Source organism: Exiguobacterium sp. KRL4 (assembly GCF_001870785.1).
GTDB lineage: Bacteria > Bacillota > Bacilli > Exiguobacteriales > Exiguobacteriaceae > Exiguobacterium_A.
In genome coordinates this window covers 239,230-264,465 of sequence record NZ_MOLV01000001.1, presented here as the reverse complement: position 1 = coordinate 264,465, position 25,236 = coordinate 239,230, and the positions used below count along the sequence as shown (strand labels likewise).

Below are 25,236 nucleotides of genomic sequence, written 5' to 3'. Positions count from 1 at the left end.
TGTACAATAGCTATAATCACATTTCATTCGAAAGGAGTGGTTTTTGTATGTCAAAACCATCAAAACAACAACGGGTCATCAAATGGACGACGATTACGATTTTAGCGATTTTCCTGATTGGAACATTTGCATCGACGATGTTTTATCTCTTCTGATCGACAAATCGTTGTTTCAATTGTAAGTATTGTTCTGTTTCCTGCAACATGTGGAGCAGGGCGGATCGGACTTCGAACTCGTCCCGCGTCGTCGGTAAAGGCGATGCCCGGAATTCTTCGAGTAATCGTTCTAACTCTGTCAAAAATAACGTTGCGTCGGCATCGGGTCGGACATTGTCACCAATCGTCCGAAACAGGTCGGCGACTTTTTTTCCTTCTTCGACGACAAGGACAAGGTCATCGACGTTCCGGACAATCCCGTTCAACAGTTCAAACTGTTGTTCCCGCATCCGGAAGTAGGAATAGTCTTCGTCGTCATTTCGTCTGCCGATCGCATTGCCCATCCGTTTTAAGGATGCCTCTTTCCCTTCTTTCAATAACCGTTCCGTTTCGTGTAACGTCAACGAATGTTGATTGATCCGTCCCGTCTCGATTGCGGCCGCCACTTCGAAAAACAAGGCGGCAATCCGTTGGTCGATTTGGCGACGGCGGTCTGAGATCGTCCGGTCGAGACTCGGCATATACATGTTGACGAGCAATCCGACTCCGACTCCAATCAACAAAAGATAAATCTCGTTTAAAAAGATGTCGAGATTCAATTGCCGCGCTGTGTAGAGATGGGTCAGGATGACGACACTCGTAATAAAACCGTCCTGCAGACGGAGGCGTTGGGTGAGCGGAAGAAATAAAATGAAATAAAGTGCAAGCGCAATCGGTCGGTAGCCGATGACTTCAAAGATGATAAAACCAAGCCCAATCGCAAGCAGCGAGGCCATGATCCGTTCATAGGATGCCCGGAATGATTTTTTCCGCGTCGCTTGAATGCTCAGGATGGCGATGATGGCGGCAAAGACATGATAATCCAGCTGCATCCTCTCCGCAATCCACATGGCGAGTGCCGCTGCGACGGCGGTCTTTAATGTTCGATATCCAATAACCACAGATTCCCCTCCATTCTTTGTTAGATTACCTATTCTTTACCCAGATTGTCGATTGATTTTTTTGAAGGACGTGATTTTTTGACTAAACGCACCATCCGCCCGACTCGTCCTGTCCGTCGAACAGGCTCTCTGAAGGGACTGCTCTTTTTCTTTTTGCTCGGCATCTTGTTATTTGTGCTGCTGCGGGACAAACCCCAGACGATTCTTCCTCCGGCCTCCCCTTATATCGCTGAACTCTACCGTGACGGAAAGGTCGTCGAAGAAAAAGAATTTGATTCCTTTGACGAAGCGAAAACATTCCTCAACGAACGACGTGGTGCGGTCAAACGAACATCTGATGACCGTTACCTCTACTTGACCGGAAGCGGGATCGGAATCGTCGATGCACCGGAGACACTCAACATCTATGCCGATCGCACCCTCAACAAGCGACTGACGTATGTCGCACCGGGCAGTCGATTATCTCTCTTGACCTATGACGATCAGGCAAGCCGAATTGAAATCGCTGGTCTGACGGGATACGTCGACTCCGATCGACTGACACTGTATCCGCTCGAGCGATCGAGTAAGCGCTCCTACTACGAAACAAGGGGCAATCGTTTATTACATTACATCGTCGCGGATGCGGGACTCGGCGGACTGATCACAGCCGGTCAGGCACCTGCCTCGTTACCGGAACGAACGACGAAGTATGTGGAATCAAAAACACTAACAAAGGATTTACGTCAGGCTACTGAACTGACCGCTAAACAACTTGATGCGTACATTCGGAAAAATGCACCGGACAGCCCGCTGATTGGTACCGGCAAGACGTTTAAACAGGTAGAACGCGATCATCAAATCAATGCCGCCTATCTGCTGGCCCATGCGATTCATGAATCCAATTATGGACGTTCCGAAATTGCGCAGGATAAATTTAATCTGTTTGGCGTCAATGCGACAGATATTGCTCCAGGCAAAAATGCGACTGCCTATACGTCTTTTGAAGATTCGATCCGGAAAACCGGCAAGTTCATCGCCCGGGATTATTTGGCTGAAGACGGGAAGTATTACCGAGGTGCTTTTCTTGGGAACAAGGCACGTGGGATGAACGTCTTTTATGCGTCTGATCCCTATTGGAGCGAAAAAATCGCTGGGATCCTCGTCAAAATGGACGCCGTCTAAATCGGACTTATGGTACACTAATGGGCGAGACATCAATCATTTAGGAGTGAATACACATGGAAAAAGTTTTAGTATTTGGTCATAAAAATCCGGACACGGATACGATTGCATCGGCGATTGCCTATGCCGAATTGAAAAAAGAACTCGGTGTTCACGCGGAAGCGATTCGCCTTGGTGACATCAACGGTGAAACACAATTCGCGCTTGATTATTTTAAGGTGGCGATTCCCCGTCTCGTCACACAGGTGTCGACGGAAGCCCAACATGTCATTCTCGTCGATCACAACGAACGTCAACAAAGTGCCGACGACATCGATGCCGTCAAAGTGACAGAAGTCATCGACCATCACCGGATCGCCAATTTCGAGACGTCTGATCCGATCTATTACCGCGCTGAACCTGTCGGCTGTACGACAACGATCTTAAACAAGATGTATAAAGAACACGGTGTGGCGATCAAACCTGAAATTGCCGGTTTAATGTTGTCTGCCATCGTCTCGGACTCCTTATTATTTAAATCACCGACATGCACGGAACAAGACGTCATCGCAGCACGTGAACTCGCAATGATTGCAGGTGTCGATGCCAACGTCTATGGTCTCGATATGCTCAAGGCCGGTGCGGACTTGTCGAAAAAAACAATCGATGAATTGATTGCGCTTGATGCAAAAGAATTTACGATGGGACCTTTTAAAGTCGAGATCGCTCAGGCAAATACCGTTGATACGGCAGAAGTCTTATTGCGTCAAGAAGAACTCGAAGCACGGATCGAATCATTGATCGCTGAAAAAGACCTTGATTTGTACATGTTACTCGTGACGGACATCTTGACGAACAACTCCGTTGCTCTTGTCCTCGGACCGGAAGCTTCACTCGTCGAACGGGCCTTCGGAATCGATGCGACAAATCACCTTCTCTATCTAGAAGGTGTCGTTTCCCGTAAGAAACAAGTGGTTCCTGTCTTGACGAACACGGCATTAGCAGTAGAATAATTCACGAAAAAAGAAGGAGTTTGCTCCTTCTTTTTTGAATACATAAATTGAATGGCTATTCATTCAGTTTATAAGGGGGTTTTATGTATGACAAAAACAGTACTCGTAACAGGTGGCACGAGCGGAATGGGCAAAGCGATGGCCCTTACTTTAAAAAAAGCCGGTTGGAATGTCGTCGTGACCGGTCGGGATGCAGACCGATTACACCAAACGGACGTCGCGTTGCAGGAAATCCAAGGAGACCATGCCGTCATCCAAATGGATGTGCGTGATCCGGAAGCATGCATGGCAGCCGTCAATCAAACACGGCAACGATTTGGTCGACTCGAAGCCCTAATTAACAACGCTGCGGGCAATTTCATCTGCCCGACGGATGAATTATCGCCCAACGGCTGGAAAACGGTCATCGATATCGTCCTGAACGGGACGTTTAACTGTTCCCATGCCCTCGTCAAAGGCTGGCAAGAAGATGGGGTCTCGGGTGGACAGATTCTGAACATCGTCGCCTCGTACGCATGGCAGGCAGGTCCTGGGGTCGCCCCCAGCGCAGCAGCAAAAGCAGGCGTCTTGAATCTCACCCGGACCTTGGCTGTCGAGTGGGGATACAAGTATCAAGCGCGTATCAATGCGATCAGCCCGGGACCGATCGAACGGACTGGCGGTGCCGATAAACTCGCCATGTCCCCGGAACATGCGGAACGGATCCGCCGGAACGTCCCCCTCGGACGCTTCGGGACACCCGAAGAAATTGCCGACCTTGCGACGTGGATGCTGTCCGATCAAGCACGTTACTTAAACGGGGAATGTATCGCTCTCGATGGTGGACATTGGTTAAATAAACAACCGTTTTAAGGAGCCAGCCAGTCTCTCATCTCGTCGACGGGAGACTTTTTTGGTTTCTGGTTCGTTTATCCGTTATTTTCTCAACTAGCTATGTTTATCAATCATTTTTTCAGGAAAATAGTAATACAGGTAATCGATTGGACAAGGAGATGGATTGGATGGGAATAGCATTCATGTGGGGGGCGATTGCCGGTGGTGCCGTCGTCATTGGTGCCTTGATTGGTTTATTCGTCCCGCTGAAACAACGGATCATCGGTTATGTCATGTCGTTTGGAACGGGCATCCTGATCGGAGCCGCAACGTTTGAATTGCTCGATGAGGCTTTAAATAAGTCGACGACGATGGTCGTCGGGATCTCCTTCATCGTCGGCTCTCTTGTCTTTACGGCGTTTGATATGTTCGTTTCTTCGCGTGGAGCGAGTAAACGAAAACGGTCGTCCGGAGGGAATGAAGGCACCGGAACGGCAATCTTCTTCGGGACGATTCTTGACGCGATTCCGGAGTCGATCATGATCGGGGCAAGTCTACTGTCCGGAAACGTCAGTGCGGCTCTTGTCGCCGCAATTTTCGTCAGCAATATCCCGGAAGGACTATCGAGTACGACCGGCTTACAAAAAGATGGTTTTTCCAAGAAAAAAATACTGTTGATGTGGGGACTTGTCTGGTTGATTTCCGCTCTTGCTTCGCTTGCCGGTTACTCGATCCTAGCTGAGTTGCCTGACATGCAATTTGCGATGATCGGCGCTTTTGCGAGTGGGGGCATCATTGCGATGCTTGCCTCAACGATGATGCCGGAAGCTCACGAGGAAGGCGGCGCCATTGTCGGTCTGTTCGCTTCACTCGGTTTGATTACCGCCGTCATCTTAAGTTAAGTAACAGAGCTCCGTTCCAACAATGGAATGGAGCTCTGTTTTGTTGCTGTCAATCGCCGCTCCACTCCTCTTTAAAACGTTCCACAAACTCCACCATATATTGGTGGCGGTCTTCGGCCATCATTTTTGCCTTTTCCGTGTTCATCAAATCTTTTAGCCGTAACAACTTCTCCTCAAAATGATGTAAGGCACTTGTCGGACTCGTCCGGTCTCCCAGTTGTCGAGCGGTTAATTCAGGTCTATACATCGGTTCCTTGAATTGTCCGGCAAACTGAAACGTCCGGGCGATACCAATCGCCCCGATCGCATCCAAACGATCCGCATCCTGGACGATTTTCCCTTCGAGTGTCTGCATCGGCGGCCGGTCTCCGCCTTTAAAGGACATGCTGTTGATGATGTCAAGGATATGGTGACGGTCGTTCGTTGACACACGGGGTGTCAGGTACGAATCGACTCGTGAACTTGTTCCCCCGATTTTACTGTCTGCTACATCATGCAACAACGCCGCGAGTTCGATGATTCGGACGTCTCCCCCTTCATGCGTTGCAATCCGTAACGCCATCTTCCGGACACGCTCGATATGGGCATAATCATGCCCTGAAAAATCATTTGCATGAAATGTTTTGACAAACTGTTCTGTTTCCTTGATCAACATACTTCCTCCTCTTTTAAAAAACGCTAACTCATTCATATGAGTTAGCGTTTTGCATCATAATACTTTTTCTAAGAATTTTTTTGCCCGATCGGTCTTCGGATGATCAAACAATTCGATCGGACTGCCTTCTTCCATCAAAATCCCTTCATCGAGGAACAAAACACGATCGGCGACTTCTTTTGCAAAGCCCATTTCGTGCGTGACGATGACCATCGTCATCCCGCTTTCCGCCAACTTTTTCATGACGTCAAGCACTTCATTAACCATTTCCGGGTCAAGCGCTGACGTTGGTTCGTCAAACAGCATGACGTTTGGTTCCATCGCGAGGGCACGGGCAATCGCGACCCGTTGCTTTTGACCGCCGGACAGCTGATTCGGAAAATTATCCCGTTTTTCTGACAAACCGACGCGTTCGAGTAACACTTCTGCCCGTTTGACGGCATCTTCCTTCGATAACCCAAGCACGTTAATCGGTGCATAAATCAAGTTATCGAGAACCGATTTATGCGGGAAGAGATTAAACTGTTGAAACACCATCCCGATATTTTGACGGGCTTTCGCGATATTCGCCTTTGGTTTCGTCAGTTCAAAACCAGCGACGTTCACCGTACCTCCGGTTGGTTTCTCTAACAGATTGATGCATCGTAAAAAGGTTGATTTTCCGGATCCGGACGGTCCGATGACGGCAACGACTTCTCCCCGTCCGACCGTTGTCGTAATGCCTTTTAATACTTCTAATTTTCCGAACTGCTTATACAGATCAGTCACTTGAATCATAGGTTCCATCTGATTACCCACTCTTTCTCATAGCTTTTTCGACTTGTTGACCAATCAAGGACAATCCCATGACAAGTACGAAATAGACGAATCCTGCAAATAATAACGGTTCAAAATACAAGGCTTTTTCTCCCCCGACGACTTGCGCCCGGCGCATGACGTCAAGTACACCCACCGTCGAGATCAAAGCTGATTCTTTTGTTAATGTGATCAATTCATTCATGATAGCCGGTAAGATATTTTTAAAGGCTTGCGGCAGGATGATGGACCGTAACTGTTTCATGTAAGGAATACCAAGGGCGTCCGCTGCTTCCCATTGTCCCCGGTCGACGGCTTGAATCCCGGCCCGGATAATTTCCGAGATATAGGCACCCGAGTTTAAGGAAAAAGCGATGATGGCGGATTGATAGCCGGTCGTCACATATCCGGTCAACTGCGGTAATCCAAAATGAATGATCGCCAGTTGCAAAATTAATGGTGTTCCGCGGAAGACTGCTGTGTAGGCATGACCTAGGAATCGAAGGAACTTACTCTTTGTAATCTTCAGCGCTGCGACCACGATTCCGATCAGCATACCAGCAATCGCGGCGACGATGACGACTTTAAATAGAACTGGAATTCCTTGCAGAATATATGGGATTGAATCTTGAATCTTTGTAAAGTCTATCATAACCAATCTCCTAACGTCGCACAAAAGGGATGAGGTTACCCCCACCCCTATGCACTACTCTTATTTTGCTTCTTTTTGGAACCATTTTTCCGCGAGTTTATCGATGTCTCCATTGTCGATCATCTTTTTCAACTCTTTATTGAAATCGTCACGCATCTTGTCTCCTTTTTTGAAGGCGACGGCAGAACCGGTTGGTCCGTCTTCTTTGATTTCATACGTTTTTAACGCCTTATCTTGATTCATGTATTTAACAGCGACGGCATCTTCGATAATCAGGGCGTCAATCCGGCCCGTATTTAATTCTTGAATGATTTCCGGAATCTTGTTTAACGAGACCGCTTCACTGTCTTTGTAACGGTCTTTCGCTAATGCTTCCTGGATTGAACCGAGCTGGACACCAAGTTTCTTGCCTTTTAATTCGTCATCCGAAGCGATTGCTTTATCCTTTGTCATGACAAGATTTTTAGATTGGAAATAAATATCCGTAAAGTCCGCATTCTTTTTCCGTTCGTCGGTCGGCGTCATACCGGCCATGACGAAATCGACACGCCCTGCACTGAGTGCTCCGAGAAGACTACCGAACTCCATGTCCTCGATTTTTAGGTCATAGCCGAGATTTTTAGTGACTTCCTTTGCAATCGCAACATCAAAACCAACGATGTCATCACCTTTTGCTGTATCGATGTATTCAAACGGGAAGTAATCTGCCGACGTTCCCATCGTCAATACTTTGTCACTCGTCTTTGTCGTACCGCCTGTTGATTCCTCTGATGCGCCACATGCTGCCATCGTGACGGCGAGAATGCCTGCCATTGCCGTTGCTGCTAATTTTTTCATCAATAAATTCCCCTTCCAACGCTCAATTGTCAGAACTTTAACAATAGTATGACTTATGTTTTTTTCTAATTCAATACTAAAAAGTTCGACCTGATTTATTGCTTTTAGAATATACGAATATTTATTCATTGTAAAGCATAAATATATATAAATAATGCATAAAATATGTATTTTCTTTGTTATCTTCCGGTAAATGTTTTTTGATAACGCTTTCAATTATTTTTGTTTGATGTCTTTTTGAATGAGTGGGATAGCGACTTCATACAAAAAAGCGCTGTTTCCAGATGCAGAAACAGCGCTTTTAATGGATTACGCGTAAATTTCAATCAATGATTCTAACTTCTCGACAACTTCTTCTGCCGTAAAGGATTCAATATCAAACCGTTCGACCATTGAAAGAATATTTCCATCTTGCATCAAGGCAAACGATGGTGACGATGGTGGATATCCTTCGAAGTATTCACGTGCCCGGTCCGTTGCTTCCCGGTCTTGTCCTGCAAACACGGTCACGAAATGATCCGGTTTCACACCTTCCATCCGGTTGATGTAGGCTGCCGCAGGGCGAGCGATCCCACCTGCACATCCACAAACCGAATTGACGAGGACTAGTGTCAATCCTTCACGTTTCATTGCCTCATCGACGCTTTCAGCAGTCGTCAGTTCTTCAAAACCTGCAGCTGCTGCTTCTTTACGTGCCGTCTGAACGACATCTTCAAAATACATTTGAAAATCCATTGTATTATTTCCCCCTTATTTCGTTGTCTACTTTATTGTACGAGTTTCGATGAAATCTGTCCAAGTCTGTCGCTTAATTCACGTTCGAGGTAAGGTTGTGCTTGAAGCAGGTTCCGAAAAGCCAGATACCGATCGATTTTTTCTTCTGATGGCCGTTTCTGATTTTTATAGGCGCGGATTAAGATGTTTTTCGGCGTATGCTCAAGGTCGATGAACTCCAACAGTTGTGTCTCATAACCAACGAGCGTCAACAATTCCGCTCGAATTGAATCGGTCGCAAGCGATGCAAATTTTTCTTTAATTAATCCGTGTTGAAGCATCACATCAAGCGGTGAACACTCCAGTTGCCGATTCAGTTCCTTTTGACAACACGGTACGCTGAGAATGACGGAGGCGTTCCAATCGACGGCACGGGCCAAGGCAACGTCCGTCGCGACGTCACACGCGTGTAACGTCACCATCAGATCCACTTCCGTTTCTTGATCGTAGTCGTGGACGTCACCGACACGGAACGTCAAATCATCGTATCCAAGATCGCGTGCGATTTCTGTACATTCTTCGATGACTTCTTTTTTGAGATCCAGACCCGTGATGTTCAAATCAAATCCTTTGACGACTTTCAAATAATGATACAAAGCAAACGTCAGATACGACTTCCCACACCCAAAGTCTAAAATCCGAATTGTTCGGCCTGTCGGTAATGCCGTGATGCTGTCTTCGACGAATTCAAGGAACCGGTTGATCTGTTTGAACTTATCGTATTTTTGTCGTTTGACTTGTCCATTTTCCGTCATGACTCCTAAACGAATCAAAAAGGGTACCGGTATTCCGTCTTCTAACAAGTGGCTTTTCTTCCGATTATGCGATAGTTCGGCTTGCAGACGGTCTTTGACCGTCGTCTTAAGCGATACTTTCATTTTCTTCGACAGTTGGAATTGTAGTTCTTCTGTCTCGAATCGAAATAAAAATTGACGAAATTCATCAAAATATTCATCCATTCGTAAAATAAAGTCTTCTATACTTAAATTCTCATGCTTAATGATCCGTTCATGTTGAAACTCTAACTGGATCGCATACGTATCTCTTAATAGAATCGGTTTTAACTTGATTCGACGTAGATCATTTGATTTGAGACGCGGTCCGCTAATCGTCGCGTGTATGAGGGATGTGGCTTGCAGTTTTTCGGTAAGCAAATCTTTTAGTTGGTGTAATTCCACGTATCGTCCCGTCCTTTTTTGTTTGTTCTTTCGAAACTGTAGCAAATTCACTCCCGTTCGACAAGCAAGTCAGCTTTATTTCAAAAACGATTACTTCATTCCTGAAGGAGGAAAACAACATGTTCAAAAAAATTCTTTCCCAAATCGGTATTGGTGCCGCGACGGTCGATACACGACTTGAACAAGACCAGTGTGAACCCGGTGGAACGATTCAAGGTGTCGTTCACATCAAAGGTGGCAGCGTCGATCAGGAAATCGACCGGATTTACCTCGCCTTTAACACTCAATATAAAGAAGAAGTCGGTGACAACACGGCCTTTACGACGTTCACACTCGATCGGTTCGCTTTAAACGAAGCGGCCTTTACGATTGAAGCTGGCGTCGAACGGGAAATTCCGTTTACGCTTCAAGTCCCTTTTAATACCCCCTTATCTGTCAGCCAGTCCAAATCCTGGATCGAGACAGGTCTCGATATCGCACAAGCCGTCGATCCGTCCGACCATGATGCCGTCGTCGTCAAAGCCAACGATCACCAATCGGTCATCCTCGAAGCGATGGAAGATCTCGGATTCCGCTTAAAAAAAGCTGATACAGAAAAACTTCCGGGGCGCTTCCGGAAAGATCTGCCGATTGCCCAAGAACTCGAATATTCAGCGCGTGGAACACACTATGCGCATAAGCTCGATGAAATCGAAGTCATCATGCTGCAAGACCGGTCCGGTATTGATATTGTCTTACAAATCGATCGCCGTGCCCATAGCTTAGGCTCACTGTTCAGTGAGATGGCGGGAGCTGACGAAACGATGACGACGCTGTCGCTATCGAATCAGGAGTTACGTAACGCTGCTACCGTCAAACAGCGCCTTGCTGATTTGATCGAACGTCATAGCTAAAAATAATTTACCGACCGACCAGACAAAAAACTGAACGAATCCTCCCTTTCCAGGGTGGGATCGTTCAGTTTTTTAATGTTTTTCTTTAGTTTAGCTCCCTATTCCTTCCTGTCGACGAAGGGGTCTCGATCGCCTGACGATACGTCTGCTCAAACGTCTCTTCCGTCCAGCCCATCTGCCAAAACATCAATTCGTAATAACAACTTTTGACGAAATGTTGTTTCATCCGTTCCCGTTCTTCGGCACTCGCCCGCTCCGCCAAATCATTCAGACGATCGATTTGTTCAAAGACAACCCGCTCGAACCATTCCGAACTGTATGTCGCAATCCATTGTTGATAAATCGGTGAAGCCGGTGTCGCTGCTTGTAATTGTTGTCCGATCTCATAGTAGAGCCAGTAACACGGTAAAATAGCAGCGATGGTCTCCCCGAGCGTTCCTTCACTTGCATGGTGCATATGCGAAATATACGCATATGCTGTCGGTGCCGGTTCGAACTCAGCCAACGTATCGTTCGAGATCTCAAGCGGTTCAAAAAACGATTGGTGCAGACTCAGTTCTGCCGCGTAAGTCGATGTCGCATGCTCGGCCAGTTCAGCGATCGTCGCGAAGTCCTCTGCCTTCGACGCGGCCCGTGCCTGAATTTTCGCAAAATGTTTTAAGTAATAGGCGTCTTGCAGGACGTAATGGCGAAACTTCGCTACCGGCAAGGTGCCGTCTCCGATTCCTGTCACGAACGGATGGGTAAAGCTACTGTCCCAATACTGTTGTGCCGCTTGTCGGATTTCTTCACTGAATGTCATGTCGTTTCCCCCTTTATTCATCAAAAAACGCCACACCCGATGTCAGGCATGACGTGAAAAGACCATGAAAAGAGGATCATCCACGCCACTTCCCTCCGTAAGTCCAAACTTAATCAGGTTCAAAGGGTCCGAACGTCTTCGTCGTCTCAGTCAGCCTACTGACTCCCCTAGTGGTCGCTATTTGATTTGTTTTGATTTTAGCATGATTTAACGTTTAATTGACCCTTTCTCGTCATTTCCGTCCTTTTTTTTGTACAATGGACATGGCGGAAGGTGGACGTCCGCTCGTCCTTTAGACCGATTCTCTTCTGAAGACGGTCGATTAGACTGAACTTAGTACCTGATACTTAACTTACGGAGGAATTTATGATGATGAATAAAACAATGACATGGACGGCATCTGCATTGCTTGCTACGACTTTACTGCTTCCGACGGCTGCGTCGGCTGAGCAAATCGTCGACAAAACGATTATCACACTGGGTGAGTCGCTCGGAGCTAAGGATAAAGCATGGGTCCTGTCGCGCCTGAATGCACCGGAAGGCATCACGCCGATCATTGCAACATCGGCGGACGAAGAAAAATACCTTGGCAAAAACATTCCCCAGTCGCAACGTGGTGGCGGAATGTATTCCTCGGCCAAAATTGAACTGGCTGAAAAAGGTGATGGATTATCGGTCGCTACAGAGAATATCACCTGGGTGACAAAAGATATGTACTTGAACGCCCTCGTCACGGCCGGTGTGACGGATGCCGACATTACCATCACGTCTCCTTATAAAGTAACCGGAACGTCCGCTTTGACCGGGATCATGAAAGCGTACGATCAAACATCTGCCGAGACCGGCATCAAACTGACGGATGAACGAAAAGACCTTGCCCAGCAAGAACTTTCCGTGACTTCAGACGTCGGAAAGACGGTCGGGACGGATAAAGTCGCCGACTTGATGAACGAAATCAAAGCCGAAATCGCAAAACAAAAACCGGAAACAAAAGTCGAGATTGAAAACGTCATCGTTCAAGTCATCCAAAACAATAACATCAATCTGTCAGATGCGCAGATGGATCGCCTGACCGGGTTATTCAATCAAATGGAGCAAGCCGACCTGAACTGGGGTCAAATCGAGAGTGGTCTGAAAGATGCGGGGCAGGACATTCAGGCATTCGCCACTTCGGAAGAAACAAAAGGTTTTTTTGCTAAATTATTCGATGCACTCAGCAGTTTTTTTAACTCGATTTCAGGTTGGTTCAAATAAAAATATCTCTTTCTTCTGCTCGCTCACACATGGTAAAATGAACGTATCGAAAACGAAAAGGTGGTGTGGAGGAATGGGTTTTGCTGCGTGTACGCATTGGTTGATGGAACAACTGTATCTGTTACGCGCGATTTTTCATGAAATGGCGTTCTAAGGGACACGTCTGCCCTTTTTAAAGGAACTCCATAGTTGAAAAATAAAGCAAAGCGTATCTTCCACCGTTTGTAGGAGAGTGCTGTTTGCGCTCTCCTTTTTTGATGCGCTAGAGAGGAATTTTCTAGATGATGATTTGCGACCTACAACACCTTACTAAACAATTCGGAGGTGACGACATCTTAACGGATGTGTCTCTCTTTATCGAACAACACGACCGTATCGGATTGATCGGTCGAAACGGAAGTGGAAAAACGACACTTTTACGTTTGATCGCCCGACTTGATTCAGAAGATGGTGGAACGATTTACAGAAAAAGTGGTCTATCCATCGGATATTTGGAACAAATCCCTGTCTTTGACAGGTCGATGACAGGACTTGACGTCCTTTGGACTGCATTTGCTCCGCTTGTTGATTTACGTCGTTCCCTGCAACGTATTGAACAGGATATGGCGTCGGAAACGAATCAAATCGAACGGTTGCTTGAACGCTATACGCAGGAGACGGAAGCTTTCGAGCGCCAAGGCGGATATTTACTGGATTCTAAAATTGAACGGATGATTAACGGTTTGCAGCTTCACGCTCTCTTGGACCGTCCGTTCGAGCAACTCAGTGGCGGTGAACAGACAAAAATCTGTCTCGGAAGGATGTTGTTGACCGAGCCGGAATTGTTGATTCTCGATGAACCAACTAATCATTTGGATTTAGAAGCCGTTGAATGGCTTGAATCCTTTTTATCAAGTTATCCCGGCGCCGTCCTCCTCGTCTCGCACGACCGGGTGTTCCTTGATCGTGTCGTGACGCGAATCGTTGAACTGGAGGACGGACAACTTCATTTGTACCGAGGAAACTATACCCACTATGTAGCAGAAAAAGAACGACTTCTTTTAGAACAATTTCATGCTTATCAGGAACAACAAAAAAAGATCAAGCAAATGAAGGATGCGATCCGCCGCCTGCGGCAATGGGCGAACGAAGCGTCTCCGCCAAGTGAAAAACTGTTTCGAAAAGCAAAGTCTATGGAACGGGCACTTGAACGGATTGAACGGATCAAACGTCCACAGCTCGAAGCCGAAACTCCGGATCTCGTTTTTTCGGCACACGGCAAGACAAGTCAAACCGTCTATCGGTTAGAGGACGTCGGGGTTTCCTTTTCCGAACGTACATTGTTCCAGTCCGTCACGTTTGAAGTGATGGCAAAAGATCGATTGGCCATCGTCGGTGCAAACGGAAGTGGTAAATCGACTCTCCTGCACCTGCTACTCGGAAAGATCGAGCCGACGACAGGTCTGATCTTACGTGGCCCTTCTGTCAAAATCGGTTATTTGTCCCAGCATATTACGTTTCCTGATGCGGATCGTTTGATTGATGTGTTCCGCTCACAGATTCACGTTGATGAAGGAACGGCTCGCCAACGACTCGCCCAGTTTCTCTTTTTTGGTCCTCGTGTCTTCTTGCCTGTCACGGCATTAAGCGGTGGTGAACGCATGCGTCTGATGCTGGCCATTTTAGTCCATTCCGATCTGAATGTACTCATCTTGGATGAACCGACGAATCATTTGGACATCGATTCGCGGGACGCCTTAGAAGAAGCTCTGGAATCCTTTGACGGAACGTTGATCGCCGTTTCCCACGATCGTTATTTTTTAAATCGCCTGTTTTCAAAAACCTTGTGGCTCGATCAGACGATCGACGTGTTCCATGGTGCTTATGAATACGCTGCTTCTAAACGGCAGGAACGTTCTGCTGTCACGGTGACGGCTAACATGCATAAACCACTGTCCACGAATCGTCAGCAGAAAAATCCGATCCAGTCTCCGTCGACGACTTCACAACTCGAAGAGACTATTCAACGGTCAGAAGCAGAAGTCGCCCTACTCGATCAACAATTAGAAGCGACACAAGACTATAGTAAAGTTTCAGAACTATATACGTTACGCGAGTAACTGACTCGACAAATCAATCACCTATACGAACAACTGCTTACGTTGGAATAACCTAAACACGTTTTAGAAAGCCATTTTCGACCTGTCGCAAACAATGCGGCAGGTTTTTTATTCGCCCCAGTAAAAACCACGTCTTCCACATTCTAAATAATTAATCAAATTAAGTTACGAAAAAAAGTTTTAAAATTTCACTTGCTAATTATCTGAAAATTTGTATAATTCAACGTATAGCTATTTTATCTTCACAAAAAAACCTTAGGAGGAATTTTTCAAATGGATGCCTTTCAACAAGCAATACAATCAGGAGTCGATTTTGCGAACAACTTGTTATGGTCTTATATCTTAATCGCGGCACTGATCGGAGTCGGCATCTACTTTACGATTCGGACAAAATTCATTCAGTTCCGGTACTTAAAAGAAATGTTCCGTGTGACACTCGATAAAAATGAAAAAACGACAGATGACGAAGGAGAAAGCATCACATCACTCCAATCGTTCTTCATTGGGGCCGCAACACGAATCGGTACGGGTAACCTGGCCGGTGTCACGATTGCCATCACGCTTGGTGGACCGGGTGCCGTGTTCTGGATGTGGATGGTCGCTTTACTCGGTGGAGCAACCGCACTGATTGAAAGTACTCTTGCGCAAGTCTATAAAGTCCGCGATACAAAAACAAATGCTTACCGCGGCGGACCGGCTTACTACATCGAAAAAGGTCTGAAAAACCGGGCGCTTGGAATCGTCTTTGCGATTTTGATTGCCGTCACATTTGGTCTGATCTTCAACTCGGTTCAATCGAATACAATTGCAGCAGCATTTGATAATGCATTTGGCATCAACAAAGCAGTTGTCGGCGGCGTACTCGTTGTCTTGACAGGACTCGTCATCTTCGGAGGCGTCCACCGTGTCGCGAAGTTCTCTGCCATCGTTGTTCCGGTCATGGCAGGACTTTACCTCATTGCCGCTATCTTCGTCGTCGTCACAAACCTGACAGAAATTCCAGGCGTCTTCGCGATGATCTTCAAGAGTGCCTTCGGGATCGAACAGGCTTTCGGCGGATCGGTCGGAGCTGCGATCTCACTTGGTGTCAAACGTGGTCTCTTCTCAAACGAAGCCGGTATGGGATCAGCACCGAACGCAGCTGCTGCTGCTGAAGTTTCACACCCTGCGAAACAAGGATTCCTCCAGACACTTGGTGTTTTCCTCGATACGTTGATCGTCTGTACAGCAACTGCTGCCATCGTCTTACTCAGCGATAGTTATGCGTCTGGTAACGGCGAAGGCATCGAGATGCTACAAAATGCGTTAGGCGAACAGCTTGGTGCGGTCGCTCCAGCCTTTATTGCCATTTGTGTCTTCTTGTTTGCTTTCAGTTCAATCGTCGGCAGCTACTACTACGGCGAAACGAACATCGAATTCATCAAAAATAGTCCGGCTGCTGTTTTCGGCTTCCGGATTGCTACGATGGCATTCGTCTTCATCGGTTCAGTCCTCAGCCTCGGGATGGTTTGGAGCTTTGCCGATCTCTTCATGGCGGGTATGACATTGATCAACTTGACAGCTATCTCGCTTCTAGGTGGAGTCGCTCTTAAAGTCATCAATGATTACCAAGAACAACGGAAAAAAGGACTTGATCCTGTCTTCTCTGCGAAAGCACTGGGCATTGAAAATACAGAGTGTTGGGACGATGAAGAAGTCATCCGTCCTGCAGCAGGTGAAGCTTCACCACCGCCAATCGCACGTCGCTAATTTGAACTTCCCCTTGCATATCACGATTCCAGTGGTGTGCAAGGTTTTTTTCTGTCTAGGATTATGTTTATGTCATGTTGGGAAAATAGAAAGAGTTAGATTCAAAGGAGGAACTGAACTTGTCAAAAGTCATGCTCATCATCAATCCATCATCTGGTAAAGAACTCGGAAAGAAACATGCGGAACTCGCGGAAGGAACATTAGCGCAACGATTTACGGAAGTCGATGTCCGCTTTACAGAAAAAGAATTAGATGCAACAGAATTTGCAAAACAAGCCGCAACCGGACACTATGACGCTGTTGTCGCCATGGGCGGAGACGGAACGGTCAATGAAGTCGTCACGGGCATCGCGGAACAAGACTACCGCCCGACGCTCGGTATCGTCCCACTCGGAACGGTCAATGACTTAGCGCGTGCCTTGAATATCCCAACCGATCCACAAGAGGCAATCCGTGTTTTAGAAGATGCCCCTTCTCGCCTGCTCGATATCGGAAAATATGATGATCATTATTTCATGAATGTCATCGCTGTCGGATTGATTGCTGAAGCCGTCGAAGAAGTCAGCGTCGAGCAAAAAACGTCACTCGGTTCGGTCGCTTACTTCATTGAAGGATTAAAAGCGTTTAAAGATCATAGTCCCTATCCGATTCAATTGACAGCAGCCGAAAAATCATTTGATGGTGAAACACCGCTTTTAATCATTTCCCTGACAAATTCAGTTGGCGGTTTCGAATCGTTTGCTAAGGAAGCGCGTGTCGATGATGGTCTGTTACATGTCTTCATCGTCAAGCAGCTTGGCTTCTTTGATGCCCTTCAAGCGTTACCGAAATTATTGACCGGAAAAATCTCAGATGCCGATCAAGTCGATTATTTTACGACAAAAGAAGTCCGTATCGATTCGAAAGAACGTCTCCCGATCAACGCGGATGGCGATACGGCAGGGCACCTTCCTGTAACAGTCCAAGTCTTAAGTCAACATTTGACCGTTTTTGCACCTGTTTCCAACTAAGTCTTTTTTCCTATATACGTGAGGATGTGTACTTCGCATCGTCACGTTTTTTGACGTTTATTCAAAAAACAGCTTATTTATTCTATTTTATTAAAATTAAATTCACCTACTAAATGAAATATTATCCATTACAATATATGTTATACAACTATAATCTTGCAATGAAACTGAAATATTTTTGTGTTATTTGCGATGCTATAATCATTCTATCAAGAAAATATTTATACATATTAAATACATAATGCTCTGTATCTTACAACTTTGAAAGGGCTTGTTCCCTTACATAATCGTCCGTCGCCTTTCACACTTCTAGGAGGAACTTCTACATGAAACGCATGATTACAACTATGACAATGACAGCACTGATGGTTTCTGGTTTCGCTACAACGACTACCCAAAAAGTTGACGCAGCGACAACGTACAAAGTAAAAGTAACAGCAGATGGTTTACGCGTCCGGACGGGCCCTTCGACCGCTTACAAGGTCGTCGGTAGTGTCAATTCAGGACAAACTTTCAATTATCTAGGTGTTTCCGGCTCATGGACAAAAATTTCTTACGGTGGTACATCACGTTACATCTCTTCTACATACGCTAAAAAATACAGTGTCACAACTGCGTCAAAAGCATCAAGCGGCTTTTCCCGCCCCGCTAGCGGACGAATCGCACAAGGATACGGTGCCGCTAGCGGTACGTACGGTTACACGTTCCATAATGGAATCGATATCGCTGCTCCGACGGGTACCCCTGTTTATGCGTCCGCTGCCGGTACGGTCATCACATCACGGTATTATGGTGCTTACGGCAACCACATCATGATGAAACATACAGTCAACGGATTATCTTATACGACTGTTTATGCTCACTTGAGTAGCCGAGCTGTTTCCGTTGGACAAAAGATCGCCAAGGGTTCGAGAATCGGGAATATCGGCAATACCGGAAATTCTTTTGGATCACACCTTCACTTTGAAATGCACCGGGGAAACTATGTTTACAGCGCTTCTTCTGCTGCAAACAGTGTCAATCCACTCAACTACTTTAACTGATCGTTTTGTTGCTCTCACGCGAATGTCCTCATTCGCGTGAGTTTTTTGTGTTTCGTTCGAGATGAAATCCCGGGAAAAGAATGGTACGGTGGTAACAAATACTATGTTGTTCAAAGGAGGAATCATCTTGAAGCAGACAATCCCGCTCCTACTTTCGACTACGCTCGGTCTCGTTGTTCTGACCGGTTGCCAGGATGCACCGACAGCGGAGGAACGATTAGATGCCTACATCAAGTTATGGGAAAAACAAGATTACGACAAGATGTATGCGGAGTATGCCAGTGAACAGACTAAAAGCACCTATGGTAAAAAAGAATTCATTGAACGGACCAAAAAGTTAGCCGCTTCATTAGACATCGAGGAGCTTTCTGTAAAACGGTTGAAATCGACGGAAAATGAAGATTCCAAAAGAGCAAGCTTACCCGTCAAGATTTCGTTTGAGACGTTAGCAGGAGCTGTTTCCTATGACAAACAAGTTCCATTGACGTTCGAAAAACAGGGTGAATCGGAAAACTGGTATATCGATTGGGATTCATCCTTTGTCCTGAAGGATTTTAAGAAAGACGATCGTGTGCAGTTAACGACTCTTGAGGCGAAACGAGGTGACCTCCTCGACTCCGAAAAAAGACCACTCGCGACGACGGATACAGGGGCTCAAGTCGGGGCGATCGCAGGACAACTCAAAGATGTTTCGACACTTGCGAAATTACTCGATCGACCCGTTTCCTCGATCGAAGATGCACTCGGTGCAAGCTGGGTCAAAGACGGACAATTCGTTCCGCTGAAGACCTATGTTGCTGATGCCAAATCACAACTGACACGACTCGAGCAAGTCGATGGTGTCAGTATCAAGGAAACTGAAGTCCGGACGTATCCATTCGGCACGGCGACTTCACATCTGATCGGATATACCGGTTCCGCGACAGCAGATGAGATCAAACAATCAAAACAAACGATTCAGGTCGGGGAACAAGTTGGAAAACGGGGACTCGAACAAGTGCTTGATGAGACATTACGCGGCACGGCCGGTGCCCGGATCGAGATCATTAAACCAGATGACACAACCATTGATGTAGCAGAAACTGAAGCAAAGGATGGACAGGACATCCAGCTGACGATTGACGGCACATTACAACAGCAGACGTACAAAACGATGAAAGACGATCCAGGAACGGCCGCTGCAATCGATCCACGGACCGGTGAGACCCGTGTGCTCCTCAGCTCACCCGGGTTTGATCCGTCCGAGTTCACGACCGGGATTTCGCAATCACGCCTTGATGCGTTGACAAAAAATCCGGATCAACCCTTGCTTAACCGATTTACGAGTGCGTTCGCACCCGGATCGACCCAAAAACCATTGACGGCAGCAGTCGGTCTCAAGAGTAAAACGCTTGATCCCGAAAAAGCCTACACGATTGACGGGTTGAAAACAAAGATTGATGGTTTTAACGTCACTCGGATCCACGAGACACCGGACCCTGTCAATCTGCATAATGCACTGGTCTACTCGGACAATATCTATTTTGCGAAATCAACGTTGGAACAGATTGGAACAAAAGCCTTTACGTCCGGTCTTGAAGCGTTAGGATACGGAGAAAAGATTCCCTTCACGTATCCGATGCGTGCTTCACAAATCTCAAACGATGGTTCGATTGCGTCTGATGGTCAATTGATGGATACGTCTTACGGACAGGGGCAGATGTTGACGAACATCCTCCATCTGGCTTCGATGTACGAAATTTTCCTGACAGACGGTATCATTTACCGACCGACATTATTGACGGAAGAAAAAACCAAGCAGGTTTGGAAAAAAGACCTTCTCGACGCAAAAGATGCCGCGATGATCCGGGACGATCTTTATGACGTCGTCCATGCCGGATATCCGCTTCCGGCAGACATTCCAGAAGTCAAGGTCGTCGGAAAGACCGGGACGGCCGAATTGAAAAAGGCAGGCGAAGAAAACGGACAAGAGAACGGCTTTTTCGTCGGTTATGATGATGACAAAAAAAACTTACTTGTCGCCATCATGATTGAGTCCGTCGAACAAGAAGACCGTGGGAGTCCATACGTGTCTGGTCTTGTCGCAGATGTCTTGAAAAGCCATGCCAAAAAATAAAAAAGGTGCCCGGATTTGAAATCCCGGCACCTTTTTTGTTCCGACGACTGACTTGTCAGTCCGTCATTTTCAAATCAACTTACACCGTCACATCGGGTAACCGGGCGGCCATCAATTGTTCGATGGCGGCTTCATCACCTTGGTGCAGTAACTCGACGATTTTGCTCCCGACGATGACGCCGGCAACACTTGTGCTGAGTTGACGGACATGTTCCGGTGTACTAATCCCAAAACCAGCTAAGACAGGAACCGGACTCAGTTGAGCGACTTTCGCCAAGTGCTCTTCTAATGCATCACCGAAGTGCGTTTGCCCTCCTGTCGTCCCGTTGACGGTGACAGCGTAAAGGAACCCTTCACTGTGGGTTGCCAGTTTCTCAATCCGTTCAATCGGACTCGTCAAGGACACGAGTTGAACAAGGGCGATATCTTGTTTGTTGCGTCCTGCAAAAAACTGGTCGCTCTGCTCAAGTGGCAAATCCGGAATGATTAAACCATCGACTCCGACTTCACGACACGTTGCAAGGAAGCTGTCGATCCCATACCGGAAAATCGGATTTAAATACGTCATGACGACAATCGGAACGGTCGTCGACTGACGCGCAATCCGGATCGCTTCCAGCACATCTTTTAGACTGACCTGTTTTGCCAAAGCACGTAATCCTGCTTCTTGAATGACAGGACCATCCGCGACGGGATCAGAAAACGGGACACCCACTTCAATCGCCGTCGCTCCTGATTTTTCAAGAAATGCCAGGATACCGGGCAACCGCTCGATTCCTCCATCTCCTCCCATCACATAGGGAATAAACGCTTTTTCACCACGTTGATTAACGGTTCGGATTGCTTGTTCTAAACGCATCAGGCTTCCCCCTTCAAAGCATTTCTGACTGTCATGACATCTTTATCGCCGCGTCCTGACAGACAGATGACGACGACTTCTTCCGGTTGCATCCCTTTGGCAAGTTCTGTTGCATGGGCAATGGCATGAGCCGTTTCAAGCGCTGGGATGATACCTTCTTTTTGACACAGTAATTGCAGGGCATCCAGTGCCTGTTGATCCGTGACGGCCTCATACTGGACACGGCCAATATCCTTTAACAGACTATGTTCGGGGCCGACACCGGGATAATCCAGTCCGGCTGAAATCGAATGGGCTTCCGTCACTTGACCATGGTCATCTTGCAACAGATACATCATCGAACCATGTAAAACCCCGACTTCCCCTTTTGACATCGTCGCCGCGTGTTTATCAGTATCCAGTCCACTTCCGGCTGCTTCAATTCCGTACAATGCGACGTCTTCATCCTCGATGAACGGATGGAACATCCCGATTGCATTACTTCCTCCGCCGACACAAGCGACGATCGCTTCCGGTAATTTCCCCTCTTTTTCAAGGATTTGTGCCCGCGTCTCTTGACCGATGATGGCTTGGAAATCACGGACGATTTCCGGGAACGGGTGTGGTCCGAGGACGGAGCCCATCAAGTAATGCGTATCATCGACATGTTTGACCCAGTAACGTAACGCTTCATTGACGGCGTCTTTTAACGTCCGGCTTCCTTGTGTCACGGAAACGACTTTCGCGCCGAGTAACTCCATCCGGAAGACGTTGAGTTCCTGACGGCGAATATCTTCTTCTCCCATGAAAATGACACATTCTAAATCAAGCAGAGCACAGACGGTCGCTGTCGCAACACCATGTTGTCCGGCACCGGTCTCCGCGACGATTTTTCGTTTCCCCATTCGTTCAGCAAGCAAGGCTTGACCAATCGTATTGTTGATTTTATGGGCGCCTGTATGGTTCAAGTCTTCGCGTTTCAAATAGATTTTGGCGCCGCCGATGGCCCGTGTCAAATGTTCGGCATAATAGAGCGGTGTTTTTCGACCGACGTAGTTTTCGAGTAAATCATTCATCCGTTCGTGAAACGCCGGATCTTCTTTCACTTCGGCGTAGGCTTGTTCCAGTTCAAGGACGGCTTGCATCAACGTTTCCGGAATATAACGTCCTCCGTAGATTCCGTATTGCCCCAGTGCATCAGGTTGTGAATAACGTGTCATTTAAAAGTCTCCTTTACGGCATCATGAAATGCCTGCATTTTTTTCAGATCTTTTTGACCACTCGTTTCAATTCCGCTTGAGACATCGACGGCAAACGGTTCATATCGTTCGATCACTTGTCCGACGTTATCTGCCCGCAGACCACCCGCGACGAACATCGGTTGATCCGTCTGTAAATCGGTCGTCCAATCAAACGTTTGCCCGCTGCCCGCTTCCGGTGCATCAAACAAGACAAAATCCGCTTTCGGATGAATCGCATCGATTGCATCCGCCGAGAGCGCCTGAATGATCGGCACCCGTTTCTCGTAGTACAGCTCGTCTGCGACCGGTCCATGGAGCTGGATCAGATCAAGCCCAACCTGCTCAATCGCTTCCTCGACCTCTTGTTTCGTCGGTGAGACGAACACACCAACGACTTGAACCGTTTCGGGAATCTGTGCCCGGAGTGTCTCTGCTTGCGCCAGCGTGACTTGGCGTTTGCTCGGCGCAAAGACAAAGCCGATATAGTCGGCCCGGTCAACCGCGTAGCGCACGTCTTCCATTCGTTTCAGACCACAAAATTTAATGCGTGTCATGTTTGACTCCACTGACAGCTTGAATGAAATCAGCCGGATCTTCCGCTCGCATCAGGGTTTCACCGATTAAAATCCCATCCGCTCCGGCTGCATGCAACATTTTGGCTTCCTCGACTGTCTTGATCCCACTTTCGCTGATATACCGGACATCCGGTGACTTCGTCTTGAGCAACGCAAGCGACGTGTCGAGACTCACTTCGAATTTCTTCAGGTTGCGGTTGTTGATGCCGATGATCTTCGCCTGCAACTGTTCCGCTCGCTCGAGTTCCGTCGCATCATGAACTTCGACCAAGACTTCGAGCCCGCTTGCATACGCATAGTCATACAGGTCGTGTAACGTGTCATCATCGAGGGCCGCGACGATCAACAGAATCAAACTCGCTCCGTGCGCTTTCGCCAGATCAATTTGAATTCGGTCAATCATAAAATCCTTGCACAGGATGGGCACGTCGACAGCTGTGGCGACGGCTGCCAGATCTTCCATGCTCCCTTTAAAATACGTCTGATCCGTCAAGACCGAGATGACGGTCGCGCCACTGGCGGCATACCGTTTGGCTTGTGCCACAGGATCGACGTTCAACGAGATATCGCCTTTTGAAGGTGAAGCCCGTTTGATTTCCGCGATGACTGATAAATCGGTTCCACCGAGTGATTGATGGATGGATGGATTTAACGGGCGGTGCTCCGCTGAAGGGACCCCATTCATTTTCAATTGTGCGACTTCAAGTCGTTTCGTGTCGATGATACGGTCTAAGATATTCATCCGATTGCCTCCTCTTGTTTCATTCGTTGCAAGTATTGTAATTTTTCAAGTGCCCGACCGGAGTCGATGCTCTCTGCCGACCGTTCGATTCCTTCACGAATCGTTTGAACGCGACCTTCGGCGAACAAGGCGATTCCGGCATTGAGTAAAACCGTATCGCGGTACGGACCGGTTTCTCCCTGCAAGACCCGTAAGAGAATGTTCGCGTTTTCTGCTGCTGTTCCGCCGCGGATGGCTTCAATCGGCGCGACCTGCAGACCGACTTCCTCCGGATGTAAACTGAACCGGATCAATTCACCTTGGTCGAGCAGGACCAGTTGGTTCGTCCCGGCTAGTGACGCTTCATCCATCCCACAGGCGCCATGGAGAACGATAGCTCGTTTTCGTCCTAACCGATGTAACGTCAAGGCCATCGTCTCAAGCAAGTCTTCCCGATAAATGCCGAGTAACTGTGTCTTTAGCGGCACCGGATTCGTCAACGGTCCAATCAGATTAAAAATCGTTGGAATTCGTAAGTCGCGCCGCACCTTCATGATTTGTTTGACACGAGGATGCATCCGTTGTGCGAATAAGAAGGCGATTCCGTTCGTCTCAAGCAATGCCGCCAGTTCTTCCGGTGTCTCATCTAACTTCACACCGAGCGCTTCGAGCACATCGGCACTGCCGGTTTTACTGGAAACACTTCGGTTTCCGTGTTTCGCGACCTTCGCCCCGGCGCCGGCCAACACAAACGCAGCCGTCGTGCTGATGTTAAACGACTGGGAGCCGTCGCCCCCCGTGCCACAGTTATCGATGAAGTCCGTTCCCGTCACCGGAATGTCGAGTGCGACTTCACGCATGATCGAGGCAAGACCTGCTAATTCTTCTGCGGTTTCCCCTTTTGCTTTTAAGGCGACGAGAAAGGCGGCGATTTCGCTGTCCGTGACATCCGTCGCAAACAATTGGCGCGCAGCCTGTTGCATTTCTTCATAACGGAGATGGTTGGCATTCGTTAACTTCGTCAATACGTCCTTCAT

The 25,236-nt window shown here is 47.5% G+C and carries 24 protein-coding genes and 1 riboswitch; of the genes, 11 read left to right on the top strand and 13 right to left on the bottom strand.

All coding sequences use genetic code 11. The features are described 5' to 3' along the window. Nucleotides 1-142: 142 nt before the first annotated feature. The gene (locus BLD48_RS01260; RefSeq protein ID WP_071498603.1) at nt 143-1,096 is read right to left on the bottom strand and encodes an aromatic acid exporter family protein; all 954 of its coding nucleotides are present in this window, start codon (nt 1,094-1,096) and stop codon (nt 143-145) included. Between the two features lie 78 nt (nt 1,097-1,174). On the opposite strand from BLD48_RS01260, the gene BLD48_RS01255 reads away from it, so the two are divergent. The 4 genes from BLD48_RS01255 (at nt 1,175) to BLD48_RS01240 (ending at nt 4,967) form a co-directional block, all read left to right on the top strand. After that, nucleotides 1,175-2,260, top strand: a complete 1,086-nt coding sequence (locus BLD48_RS01255; protein ID WP_071498602.1) for an N-acetylglucosaminidase — start codon at nt 1,175-1,177, stop codon at nt 2,258-2,260. A gap of 56 nt (nt 2,261-2,316) precedes the next feature. After that, nucleotides 2,317-3,252, top strand: a complete 936-nt coding sequence (locus BLD48_RS01250; RefSeq protein WP_071498601.1) for a manganese-dependent inorganic pyrophosphatase — start codon at nt 2,317-2,319, stop codon at nt 3,250-3,252. A gap of 87 nt (nt 3,253-3,339) precedes the next feature. Then, on the top strand, nt 3,340-4,104 hold the full coding sequence (gene fadH, locus BLD48_RS01245) for a 2,4-dienoyl-CoA reductase (RefSeq protein WP_071498600.1): 765 nt from the start codon (nt 3,340-3,342) through the stop codon (nt 4,102-4,104). Between the two features lie 149 nt (nt 4,105-4,253). Continuing rightward, entirely contained in the window at nt 4,254-4,967 is a 714-nt protein-coding gene (locus tag BLD48_RS01240) for a ZIP family metal transporter (RefSeq protein ID WP_071498599.1), read from the top strand. 49 nt (nt 4,968-5,016) lie between these two features. On the opposite strand, the gene BLD48_RS01235 is transcribed toward BLD48_RS01240, so the two are convergent. The 6 genes from BLD48_RS01235 to BLD48_RS01210 form a co-directional block, all read right to left on the bottom strand. Continuing rightward, a complete protein-coding gene (locus tag BLD48_RS01235; protein WP_071498598.1) occupies nt 5,017-5,622 on the bottom strand; it encodes an HD domain-containing protein in 606 nt (201 codons plus the stop codon). 54 nt (nt 5,623-5,676) lie between these two features. Next, complete coding sequence (locus BLD48_RS01230; protein ID WP_071498632.1) at nt 5,677-6,399, bottom strand: amino acid ABC transporter ATP-binding protein; 723 nt, start codon at nt 6,397-6,399, stop codon at nt 5,677-5,679. Nucleotides 6,400-6,412: 13 nt separating this feature from the next. Beyond that, the gene (locus BLD48_RS01225) at nt 6,413-7,069 is read right to left on the bottom strand and encodes an amino acid ABC transporter permease (protein ID WP_071498597.1); all 657 of its coding nucleotides are present in this window, start codon (nt 7,067-7,069) and stop codon (nt 6,413-6,415) included. A gap of 60 nt (nt 7,070-7,129) precedes the next feature. Beyond that, nucleotides 7,130-7,906 (bottom strand): transporter substrate-binding domain-containing protein, encoded by a 777-nt coding sequence (locus tag BLD48_RS01220; RefSeq protein ID WP_071498596.1) that lies wholly within the window; start codon nt 7,904-7,906, stop codon nt 7,130-7,132. 309 nt (nt 7,907-8,215) lie between these two features. Continuing rightward, a complete protein-coding gene (locus tag BLD48_RS01215) occupies nt 8,216-8,641 on the bottom strand; it encodes a BrxA/BrxB family bacilliredoxin (RefSeq protein WP_071498595.1) in 426 nt (141 codons plus the stop codon). Between the two features lie 32 nt (nt 8,642-8,673). Next, nucleotides 8,674-9,858: a class I SAM-dependent methyltransferase gene (locus tag BLD48_RS01210; protein WP_071498594.1), complete on the bottom strand. Its 1,185-nt coding sequence runs from the start codon at nt 9,856-9,858 to the stop codon at nt 8,674-8,676. Nucleotides 9,859-9,977: 119 nt separating this feature from the next. Here BLD48_RS01210 and BLD48_RS01205 point away from each other — a divergent pair, with 119 nt between their 5' ends. After that, nucleotides 9,978-10,751 (top strand): sporulation protein, encoded by a 774-nt coding sequence (locus tag BLD48_RS01205; RefSeq protein ID WP_071498593.1) that lies wholly within the window; start codon nt 9,978-9,980, stop codon nt 10,749-10,751. An 85-nt stretch (nt 10,752-10,836) separates the two neighbouring features. Here BLD48_RS01205 and tenA read toward each other — a convergent pair whose 3' ends face one another. Further along, nucleotides 10,837-11,553 (bottom strand): thiaminase II, encoded by a 717-nt coding sequence (gene tenA, locus BLD48_RS01200; RefSeq protein WP_071498592.1) that lies wholly within the window; start codon nt 11,551-11,553, stop codon nt 10,837-10,839. Between the two features lie 73 nt (nt 11,554-11,626). Beyond that, a riboswitch (TPP riboswitch) is annotated at nt 11,627-11,732 on the bottom strand. A 190-nt stretch (nt 11,733-11,922) separates the two neighbouring features. On the opposite strand from tenA, the gene BLD48_RS01195 reads away from it, so the two are divergent. From BLD48_RS01195 to BLD48_RS01170, 6 genes are all read left to right on the top strand, one after another. Next, the gene (locus BLD48_RS01195; RefSeq protein WP_071498591.1) at nt 11,923-12,807 is read left to right on the top strand and encodes a DUF1002 domain-containing protein; all 885 of its coding nucleotides are present in this window, start codon (nt 11,923-11,925) and stop codon (nt 12,805-12,807) included. 281 nt (nt 12,808-13,088) lie between these two features. Continuing rightward, nucleotides 13,089-14,906 carry a ribosomal protection-like ABC-F family protein gene (abc-f, locus tag BLD48_RS01190; RefSeq protein ID WP_083412214.1) on the top strand — a complete coding sequence of 606 codons (1,818 nt, stop codon included), beginning with the start codon at nt 13,089-13,091 and terminating at the stop codon, nt 14,904-14,906. Between the two features lie 273 nt (nt 14,907-15,179). Beyond that, nucleotides 15,180-16,655, top strand: coding sequence for an alanine/glycine:cation symporter family protein (locus tag BLD48_RS01185; RefSeq protein ID WP_071498590.1), 1,476 nt, complete (start codon nt 15,180-15,182; stop codon nt 16,653-16,655). Between the two features lie 119 nt (nt 16,656-16,774). Continuing rightward, nucleotides 16,775-17,665 carry a diacylglycerol/lipid kinase family protein gene (locus BLD48_RS01180; protein WP_071498589.1) on the top strand — a complete coding sequence of 297 codons (891 nt, stop codon included), beginning with the start codon at nt 16,775-16,777 and terminating at the stop codon, nt 17,663-17,665. Nucleotides 17,666-17,991: 326 nt separating this feature from the next. Beyond that, nucleotides 17,992-18,708 carry a peptidoglycan DD-metalloendopeptidase family protein gene (locus BLD48_RS01175; protein ID WP_026831074.1) on the top strand — a complete coding sequence of 239 codons (717 nt, stop codon included), beginning with the start codon at nt 17,992-17,994 and terminating at the stop codon, nt 18,706-18,708. 127 nt (nt 18,709-18,835) lie between these two features. Then, on the top strand, nt 18,836-20,824 hold the full coding sequence (locus BLD48_RS01170; protein WP_071498588.1) for a penicillin-binding transpeptidase domain-containing protein: 1,989 nt from the start codon (nt 18,836-18,838) through the stop codon (nt 20,822-20,824). A 79-nt stretch (nt 20,825-20,903) separates the two neighbouring features. Here BLD48_RS01170 and trpA read toward each other — a convergent pair whose 3' ends face one another. Genes trpA through trpD form a run of 5 tightly spaced genes read right to left on the bottom strand, consistent with a single transcriptional unit; the run spans nt 20,904 to nt 25,236 of the window. Continuing rightward, the gene (trpA, locus tag BLD48_RS01165) at nt 20,904-21,683 is read right to left on the bottom strand and encodes a tryptophan synthase subunit alpha (RefSeq protein WP_071498587.1); all 780 of its coding nucleotides are present in this window, start codon (nt 21,681-21,683) and stop codon (nt 20,904-20,906) included. After that, the gene (trpB, locus tag BLD48_RS01160) at nt 21,683-22,882 is read right to left on the bottom strand and encodes a tryptophan synthase subunit beta (RefSeq protein WP_071498586.1); all 1,200 of its coding nucleotides are present in this window, start codon (nt 22,880-22,882) and stop codon (nt 21,683-21,685) included. The genes trpA and trpB overlap by 1 nt, the downstream gene beginning before the upstream one ends. Further along, on the bottom strand, nt 22,879-23,457 hold the full coding sequence (locus BLD48_RS01155; protein ID WP_071498585.1) for a phosphoribosylanthranilate isomerase: 579 nt from the start codon (nt 23,455-23,457) through the stop codon (nt 22,879-22,881). Before BLD48_RS01155 ends, trpB begins: the two co-directional genes overlap by 4 nt. Continuing rightward, nucleotides 23,444-24,220 (bottom strand): indole-3-glycerol phosphate synthase TrpC, encoded by a 777-nt coding sequence (trpC, locus tag BLD48_RS01150; RefSeq protein ID WP_071498584.1) that lies wholly within the window; start codon nt 24,218-24,220, stop codon nt 23,444-23,446. Before trpC ends, BLD48_RS01155 begins: the two co-directional genes overlap by 14 nt. Next, nucleotides 24,217-25,236 (bottom strand): anthranilate phosphoribosyltransferase, encoded by a 1,020-nt coding sequence (gene trpD, locus BLD48_RS01145; protein ID WP_071498583.1) that lies wholly within the window; start codon nt 25,234-25,236, stop codon nt 24,217-24,219. The genes trpC and trpD overlap by 4 nt, the downstream gene beginning before the upstream one ends.